Source organism: Streptomyces sp. SM1 (assembly GCF_002910825.1).
GTDB lineage: Bacteria > Actinomycetota > Actinomycetes > Streptomycetales > Streptomycetaceae > Streptomyces > Streptomyces okerensis.
Genome location: NZ_NEUB01000691.1, coordinates 1 through 7,811, shown reverse-complemented (window position 1 = coordinate 7,811; position 7,811 = coordinate 1). Strand labels below are relative to the sequence as shown.

Below are 7,811 nucleotides of genomic sequence, written 5' to 3'. Positions count from 1 at the left end.
ATGTGCGGGTGCGTGGGGGTTGAGCGCGCAGTTCCCCGCGCCCCTCAGGGTGCTGCGCGCGGCGGCGATACGGACGCGCGGCGCGGCGGCGCAGTGCCATGTGCGGGTGCGTGGGGGTTGAGCGCGCAGTTCCCCGCGCCCCTGGGGGTGCTGCGGCGGGCGGCGGTACAGATGCGGTTTCCCCGCGTCCCTGAGGGTGATGCGGGTGTGCGCCCCCTGTGCGGAGGGGGCGCTTCGATTCGTGGGGTTCAGCCTGCTGCCGCTATGCGGCCCTGGCGGGCGTTCTTCAGTTCCATTTCGCGGCGCCTCCGGCGGGCCAGGACCACGCGGCGTTCGGCGGCGGTGAGGCCGCCCCAGACGCCGTAGGGTTCGGGCTGGAGCAGGGCGTGCTCACGGCACTCGACCATCACCGGACAGCGGGCGCAGACCCGCTTGGCGGCCTCCTCGCGGGAGAGCCGGGCGGCGGTGGGCTCCTTCGACGGTGCGAAGAAGAGCCCCGCCTCGTCGCGCCGGCACACCGCCTCGGTGTGCCAGGGCGCGTCCTGGTCCCTGTCCCGCGCTGCCGCTCGCTGTGCCGGAACAGAGGCTACCTGCAGGGACGAATGCGGCGGTTGCAGCACGGTCTACTCCTGACGACGGCTTCGCGAGCGAGACACGATGCAGCAAGGCTTACCCGATGTGCGCGCGCCTATGCACTGAGTTCCCGACAGGGCTCCGCTCGCGCCGGGTCAGTGGCCGAGATGCCGCCGCCGCAGGCTCTTGTCGCCCTTGCGCTGCACCCGGTCGATGATGTCCGCGACGAGCTTGCCGCGCCTGGGCCGCGCCTCGATGCTGCCCAGGACCGCCCAGCCGTCGACGAAGATCACCGGCGCCTCCTCGTCGGTCGCGTCCAGCGGGTCGACCTCGAAGGAGCCGAGGACGCCGCCGCCGGTTCCGCGCAGCGACACGTTCTCCGGGACGCGGATCTCGACGCTGCCGAAGACCGCGTACGCCTTGATCATGACCTGCTGGTGGTCGAACAGCGCCTCGCTGAGGTCGATCTCGACGCTGCCGAAGACCGCGTACGCGTGGATGCGGCGGCCGGTCCGCCAGCGGCCCTTGCGCGCGGCGGCGCTGAACACCGCGATCACGTTGTCATCGGGGTCGATCGGAATGGCGCCGGCGGTGGGGCGGCTGGGCGCGGAGGTGTGTCCCGGGCGCCGCTGGTGGGCTATCGGCAGGTCCCGGACGAACACGTCCAGCTCGCCCACCGTCTTGGCGGCCAGCACGCCCTCGACCCGCTCCGCGTGTTCGTCGGCGGTCAGACGGCCCTCTGCGAGGGCTTCGCGCAGGATGTCGGCGATACGGTCCCGGTCGGCGTCGGAGGCGCGCAGCTCGGCCGTCCGCGGTGCCGAGTCCGGCTGCTGGGCGTGCTTCTGGAGGTCCACGACAGCAGCGTACCCAAACGCGATAGATCGCGACTACCCTCCGGGGCGGACGACTGAGGACAACCTCACAGGTTCACCGCAGGCGGCAGGTCCTACGCTGGTGGGCGCCCGCCGACGGAGGCGGGCGGTCTTCCGTCGAGTGAGGAATGGGCGAGATGCCTGAGTTCGAGTACGCCGATCTGCTCCCCATGGGAGAGGACACCACCCCCTACCGGCTGGTGACCTCCGAAGGTGTCTCCACCTTCGAGGCCGACGGGCGGACGTTCCTCAAGGTGGAGCCGGAGGCGCTGCGCAAGCTCGCCGAGGAGGCCGTCCACGACATCCAGCACTACCTGCGCCCCGCGCACCTGGCGCAGCTGCGCCGGATCATCGACGACCCCGAGGCGTCGGGCAACGACAAGTTCGTCGCCCTGGACCTGCTGAAGAACGCCAACATCGCGGCGGCCGGCGTGCTGCCGATGTGCCAGGACACGGGTACGGCGATCGTCATGGGCAAGCGCGGGCAGAACGTCCTGACGTCGGGTCGGGACGAGGAGGCCCTGAGCAGGGGCATCTACGACGCGTACAAGAACCTCAACCTGCGGTACTCGCAGATGGCTCCGCTCACCATGTGGGAGGAGAAGAACACCGGGTCCAACCTCCCCGCGCAGATCGAGCTCTACGCGACGGACGGGGGCGCCTACAAGTTCCTGTTCATGGCCAAGGGCGGCGGGTCGGCCAACAAGTCGTTCCTGTACCAGGAGACCAAGGCCGTCCTGAACGAGGCCTCCATGATGAAGTTCCTGGAGGAGAAGATCCGGTCGCTGGGTACGGCCGCCTGTCCGCCGTACCACCTGGCGATCGTGGTCGGCGGCACGTCGGCCGAGTACGCGCTGAAGACCGCGAAGTACGCCTCCGCGCACTACCTGGACGAGATCCCCGCCGAGGGGTCGCCGCTCGGGAACGGCTTCCGGGACAAGGAGCTGGAGGAGAAGGTCTTCGAGCTGACGCAGAGGATCGGTATCGGCGCGCAGTTCGGGGGCAAGTACTTCTGCCACGACGTGCGGGTGGTCCGGCTGCCCCGGCACGGGGCGTCGTGTCCGGTCGCGATCGCGGTGTCCTGCTCGGCGGACCGGCAGGCGGTGGCGAAGATCACCGCGGAGGGCGTGTTCCTGGAGCAGCTGGAGACGGACCCGGCGCGGTTCCTGCCGGAGACGACGGACGAGCAGCTCGAGGCCGACGGAAACGCCGTGAAGATCGACCTCAACCGGCCGATGGACGACATCCTCGCCGAGCTGACCAAGCACCCCGTCAAGACCCGGCTCTCGCTGACCGGGCCGCTGGTCGTGGCGCGGGACATCGCGCACGCGAAGATCAAGGAGCGGCTGGACGCGGGCGAGGAGATGCCGCAGTACCTGAAGGACCACCCGGTGTACTACGCCGGGCCGGCGAAGACGCCGGAAGGGTACGCGTCGGGGTCGTTCGGGCCGACCACGGCCGGGCGGATGGACAGTTACGTGGAGCAGTTCCAGGCGGCGGGCGGGTCCCGGGTGATGCTGGCGAAGGGCAACCGGAGCAAGCAGGTCACGGACGCGTGCGAGGCGCACGGGGGGTTCTACCTGGGGTCCATCGGCGGGCCGGCGGCGCGGCTCGCGCAGGACTGCATCAAGAAGGTCGAGGTCGTCGAGTACGAGGAGCTGGGGATGGAGGCGGTCTGGAAGATCGAGGTCGAGGACTTCCCGGCGTTCGTCGTCGTGGACGACAAGGGGAACGACTTCTTCCAGGACCCGGCTCCGCAGCCGACGTTCACGTCGATCCCGGTGCGGGGGCCGGGACTGGTGTAGTGCCGAAGGGGGACGGCGGTTTTCGCCCCCGCCGCCCCTTCCCGTCCCCGTCCCCGTCCCCGGGGGCGCTGCCCCCGGACCCCCGCTCCTCAAACGCCGGAGGGGCTGGAGTCAGCCCCTCCGGCGTTTGAGGAGCGGGGTCTGGGGCGGAGCCCCAGGTTCGGGACGGGAAGGGGCGGTGGGGGCTTCATCACGACCGCCATTGTCCGTATAGCGGACTTCGTGTGCTTCTTTCGGACAATCTGCGTCCGACCTTGCCTTTTCCGTTGACTGGCTCAACCATCGCTGTGAGTCTTCTCGGCGCTCCGACATGCACATGCCATGTCAATCCCTGCGTGGCTACCCCACAGCCACCTCCCGGAGGAGACCAGGTGAAACGAAGATTCGCCGTGGCGGGCTTCTCGCTCGCTGTCGTGCTGAGCTGCGGAACGCTCCCCGCCGTGGCCGCCGACTCCGTGACCACCGCGGACACCACCGTCAGCGCCGCACCCGACGTCGACGTCAACAAGGTGAAGGCGCACCTCAACGAACTGAGCGCCATCGCCGGACGGAACGGCGGGAACCGCCGGTCCACCGGACAGGGTTACGACGACTCCGTCGCCTATGTGAAGGGCCGGCTCCAGGCGGCCGGCTACACCGTCACCGAACAGCCGTGCACCTCCGGCTGCACCAGCGGGGCCGGACCCAACCTGATCGCCGAATGGCCGGGGGGCGACGCCGGCAACGTCATCATGTTCGGCGCCCACCTCGACGGCGTCTCCGCCGGACCCGGCATGAACGACAACGGATCCGGTTCCGCCGCCCTGCTCGAGAACGCCCTGACACTGGCCCAGCAGAACCCGGCCATGCGCAACCGGGTCCGCTTCGCCTGGTGGACCGACGAGGAGCAGGGGCTCAACGGGTCCGACTTCTACGTGCGTTCACTGTCGTCGACGGAGCGCGCCAGGATCAAGGCGTACTACAACTTCGACATGGTCGCCTCCACCAACGGCGGCTACTTCATCAACCACATCACCTCCTCGGCCGCCGCGCCGATGAAGGCGTACTGGGACTCGCTGGGCCTCCAGCCCGAGGAGAACACCGAGGGCGCCGGGCGCAGCGACGACTACTCCTTCGAGCAGTACGGGATCCCGACCTCCGGCTACGCCATGGGCGCCAGTGCCCGGAAGACCTCGGCACAGGCCGCCAAGTGGGGCGGGACCGCGGGGTCCGGGTACGACCCCTGCTACCACCGGTCCTGCGACACCCTCACCAACATCAACACCACCGGCCTCGACCGCGCCGCCGACGGTATCGCGTACACCCTCTGGCAGCGGGCCGTGGAGACCGGGACCGGCGGCGGCGAGTGCGACACCGCCGGCGTCGTCGGCAACGGCGGTTTCGAGAGCGGGACGTCGCCGTGGACCGGGAGCACCGGCACCATCGGCGCCCACGCGGGCCAGCCGGCGCACACCGGGACCCGGTCCGCCTGGCTCGGGGGGAACGGGTCCACGAGTACCGAGTCGATCAGCCAGACGGTGACCGTTCCGGCCGGCTGCTCCCAGGCGTCGCTGAGCTACTGGCTGCACATCGACACCGACGAGTCCGGCTCCCGCGCGTACGACCGGTTCACCGTGAAGGCCGGCGGCACCACGCTCGCCACGCTGTCCAACGTCGACGCGGGCAGCGGCTACGTGCAGCGGTCGGCCGACCTGTCGGCGTACGCCGGGCAGACGGTGACCCTGACCTTCACCGCCACCGAGGACTACAGCCTGCGGACCAGCTTCGTACTGGACGACGTGTCCGTACGCAGCGGCTGACCATCCCCCCACGGGTGCTCCGCCCCGCCGCGCTCCCCGCGCGGCGGGGCGGAGGGCGTTCGCGGGAATACGCTCGTCCGGGACCGCTGCTGTGCATCTTCGGAGGTACGACGATGACGACCACGGACCACGACCGGGACGACCGCGACACCCGCGCCTACCGCGTCGAGCACGACTCCATGGGCGAGGTGAGGGTCCCCGCCGACGCAAAGTGGCGCGCGCAGACCCAGCGCGCCGTGGAGAACTTCCCGGTCTCCGGGCAGCGCCTGGAACGCGCCCACATCGAGGCGCTGGCCCGGATCAAGGGCGCCGCGGCGGAGGTGAACGCCCGGCTCGGGGTGCTGGACGAGGACATCGCCGAGGCGATCCGGGAGGCGGCCGAGGAGGTCGCCGAGGGACGGTGGGACGAGCACTTCCCGGTGGACGTGTTCCAGACCGGGTCGGGGACCTCGTCCAACATGAACACCAACGAGGTCCTCGCCACCCTCGCCACCGAGCGGCTGGGCCGGGACGTGCACCCGAACGACCACGTCAACGCCTCGCAGTCGTCCAACGACGTGTTCCCCTCGTCCCTCCACATCGCCGCGACCGCCGCCGTCACCCGCGATCTGATCCCGGCCCTCGACCACCTCGCCGCCGCGCTGGAGCGCAAGGCGCGGGAGTTCGCCGACGTGGTGAAGTCCGGCCGGACCCATCTGATGGACGCCACGCCGGTGACCCTCGGCCAGGAGTTCGGCGGGTACGCGGCCCAGGTGCGGTACGGCATCGAGCGGCTGAACGCCTCCCTGCCCCGCCTCGCCGAGCTGCCGCTGGGCGGCACCGCCGTCGGTACCGGCATCAACACCCCGCCCGGATTCTCGGCCGCCGTCATCGAGGAGGTCGCCCGCACCACCGGGCTGCCGCTCACCGAGGCGCGCGACCACTTCGAGGCGCAGGGCGCCCGGGACGGCGTCGTGGAGACCAGCGGGCAGCTGCGGACCATCGCCGTCGGACTGACGAAGATCGCCAACGACGTGCGGTGGATGGCGTCCGGACCGCGTACCGGCCTCGCCGAGATCGGCCTGCCCGATCTCCAGCCCGGCTCCTCGATCATGCCCGGCAAGGTCAACCCGGTGATCCCCGAGGCCGTGCTCATGGTCTGCGCGCAGGTCACCGGCAACGACGCGACCGTCGCCGCCGCCGGCGCCTCGGGCAACTTCGAACTCAACGTGATGCTTCCGGTCATCGCGAAGAACGTGCTGGAGTCGGTGCGGCTGCTCGCGAACGTCTCCCGGCTCTTCGCCGACCGCACGGTCGACGGGATCACCGCCGACCGGGAGCGCACCCGGGAGTACGCCGAGTCCTCGCCGTCCGTGGTCACCCCGCTCAACAAGTACATCGGCTACGAGGAGGCCGCCAAGGTCGCCAAGAAGTCCCTCGCGGAGCGGCGGACCATCCGGCAGGTCGTCCTGGAGGGCGGTTACGTCGAGCGCGGCGACCTCACCGTCGAACAGCTCGACGAGGCGCTGGACGTCCTGCGGATGACACGCCCGTGATGCCCGGGGCGCCGGGCCCGAACCGTGACGGGCACCGCGGCGTCGTATGTGCAGGGCACTGACGTATGCACGCAAGACGGAGGACGGAGCGACAATGGGCGACCCCGCGGACAGGACGGCCGGCCACTGGGCACCCGGGACACAGATCCTGTGGCGTTACCGGGAGAACGGCGGCGCGCGAATCCACATCGCGCGCCCCGTCACGGTCGTACGCGACGATCCGGAACTGCTGGCCGCTTGGCTGGCGCCCGGCACCGAGTGTGTGAGACCACTGCTCGCCGACGGTACGCCCGTGCACCGGGAGCCGCTCGGCACCCGGTACACCAAGCCGCGCACGGTCGGCCGGGGCCACTGGCTCGGCACCGGGGTGCTGAAGCTGGCCCGGCCCGGCGAACCCTGGTCGGTGTGGCTGTTCTGGGACCCGGACTGGCGGTTCAAGAACTGGTACGTGAACCTGGAGGAGCCGCTGGCCCGTTGGGCGGGCGGGGTGGACTCCGAGGATCACTTCCTGGACATCTCCGTACACCCGGACCGCGGCCTGCACTGGCGCGACGAGGACGAGTTCGCACAGGCCCGGCGGGACGGGCTGGTGGACTCCGCGCTGGCCGGGAGGGTGCGGGAGGCGGGGCGTGCCGCGGTCCGGGTGATCGACGCCTGGGGGCCGCCGTTCGCGGACGGCTGGGAGAACTGGCGCCCGGATCCGTCCTGGGAGGTACCGTCACTGCCACAGGACTGGGACCGCACTCCGGCGCATGTGTCCTCGTGAGACCCTTGCTGCGCCCCGGGGCAGGAAACGTAGGATCGTCGTCCGCAAGGACGCGGGGCGACAACCGCCGGAGCGCGCGCTGGGCTTGACCAAACGTCACCGAGGGGCGGCAGGACGTGAGCGAGGGGTACGGAAACACCGGTACGGGCCGGGGACGGTCGTCCGGCGGAGCGGCAACAACCTCTGACCACACGCGGAATCCGTTCCGGGGGCAGGTATTCCGGGTATCGGAGCTTCGGCGGGACGAACCGCGCGCACGGCGTGCGCCGGACGGATGGACTCGACACGCGTGACGGAGCAGCCGACCTCCTTCGAACGCCCCCAGCCGGGCGTGGACCCCGCGGATCCCCGCGGGGCGCTCCTGCGTACCCCGGCGCCTGTGCCGGGCACCGGGGCGGCCTTACCGGTACAGGGCCACTCCGGTGGTGAGCCCCCCGCACCCGGAGCCGCGTCGCCCGGGG

Annotated in this window: 7 protein-coding genes; 5 read left to right on the top strand and 2 right to left on the bottom strand. The window is 70.8% G+C overall.

All coding sequences use genetic code 11. The annotated features are described in order from the left end of the window. Positions 1-248: 248 nt before the first annotated feature. On the bottom strand, positions 249-620 hold the full coding sequence (locus tag B9S61_RS19175; protein WP_103543371.1) for a WhiB family transcriptional regulator: 372 nt from the start codon (positions 618-620) through the stop codon (positions 249-251). 108 nt (positions 621-728) lie between these two features. Then, on the bottom strand, positions 729-1,427 hold the full coding sequence (locus tag B9S61_RS19170; RefSeq protein WP_103543370.1) for a DUF1707 domain-containing protein: 699 nt from the start codon (positions 1,425-1,427) through the stop codon (positions 729-731). A 146-nt stretch (positions 1,428-1,573) separates the two neighbouring features. Between B9S61_RS19170 and B9S61_RS19165 the strand changes: the two genes are divergently transcribed. The 5 genes from B9S61_RS19165 to B9S61_RS42430 all read left to right on the top strand — a co-directional run. Beyond that, entirely contained in the window at positions 1,574-3,250 is a 1,677-nt protein-coding gene (locus tag B9S61_RS19165; protein WP_103543369.1) for a fumarate hydratase, read from the top strand. A gap of 287 nt (positions 3,251-3,537) precedes the next feature. Continuing rightward, positions 3,538-5,049 carry a M28 family peptidase gene (locus B9S61_RS19160; protein WP_374936228.1) on the top strand — a complete coding sequence of 504 codons (1,512 nt, stop codon included), beginning with the start codon at positions 3,538-3,540 and terminating at the stop codon, positions 5,047-5,049. A gap of 113 nt (positions 5,050-5,162) precedes the next feature. Beyond that, complete coding sequence (locus B9S61_RS19155) at positions 5,163-6,584, top strand: aspartate ammonia-lyase (RefSeq protein WP_103543367.1); 1,422 nt, start codon at positions 5,163-5,165, stop codon at positions 6,582-6,584. 94 nt (positions 6,585-6,678) lie between these two features. Further along, complete coding sequence (locus tag B9S61_RS19150) at positions 6,679-7,350, top strand: DUF402 domain-containing protein (protein WP_103543366.1); 672 nt, start codon at positions 6,679-6,681, stop codon at positions 7,348-7,350. Positions 7,351-7,624: 274 nt separating this feature from the next. Next, a partial coding sequence (locus B9S61_RS42430) for a hypothetical protein (protein WP_146064889.1) occupies positions 7,625-7,811 on the top strand: 187 nt, incomplete at its 3' end.

Excerpts from the sequence above, each read along its gene's own strand:
- B9S61_RS19165 (WP_103543369.1), top strand. The coding sequence starts at position 1,574 with ATGGGCGAGATGCCTGAGTTCGAGTACGCCGATCTGCTCCCCATGGGA.
- B9S61_RS19155 (WP_103543367.1), top strand. The coding sequence starts at position 5,163 with ATGACGACCACGGACCACGACCGGGACGACCGCGACACCCGCGCCTAC.
- B9S61_RS19150 (WP_103543366.1), top strand. The coding sequence starts at position 6,679 with ATGGGCGACCCCGCGGACAGGACGGCCGGCCACTGGGCACCCGGGACA.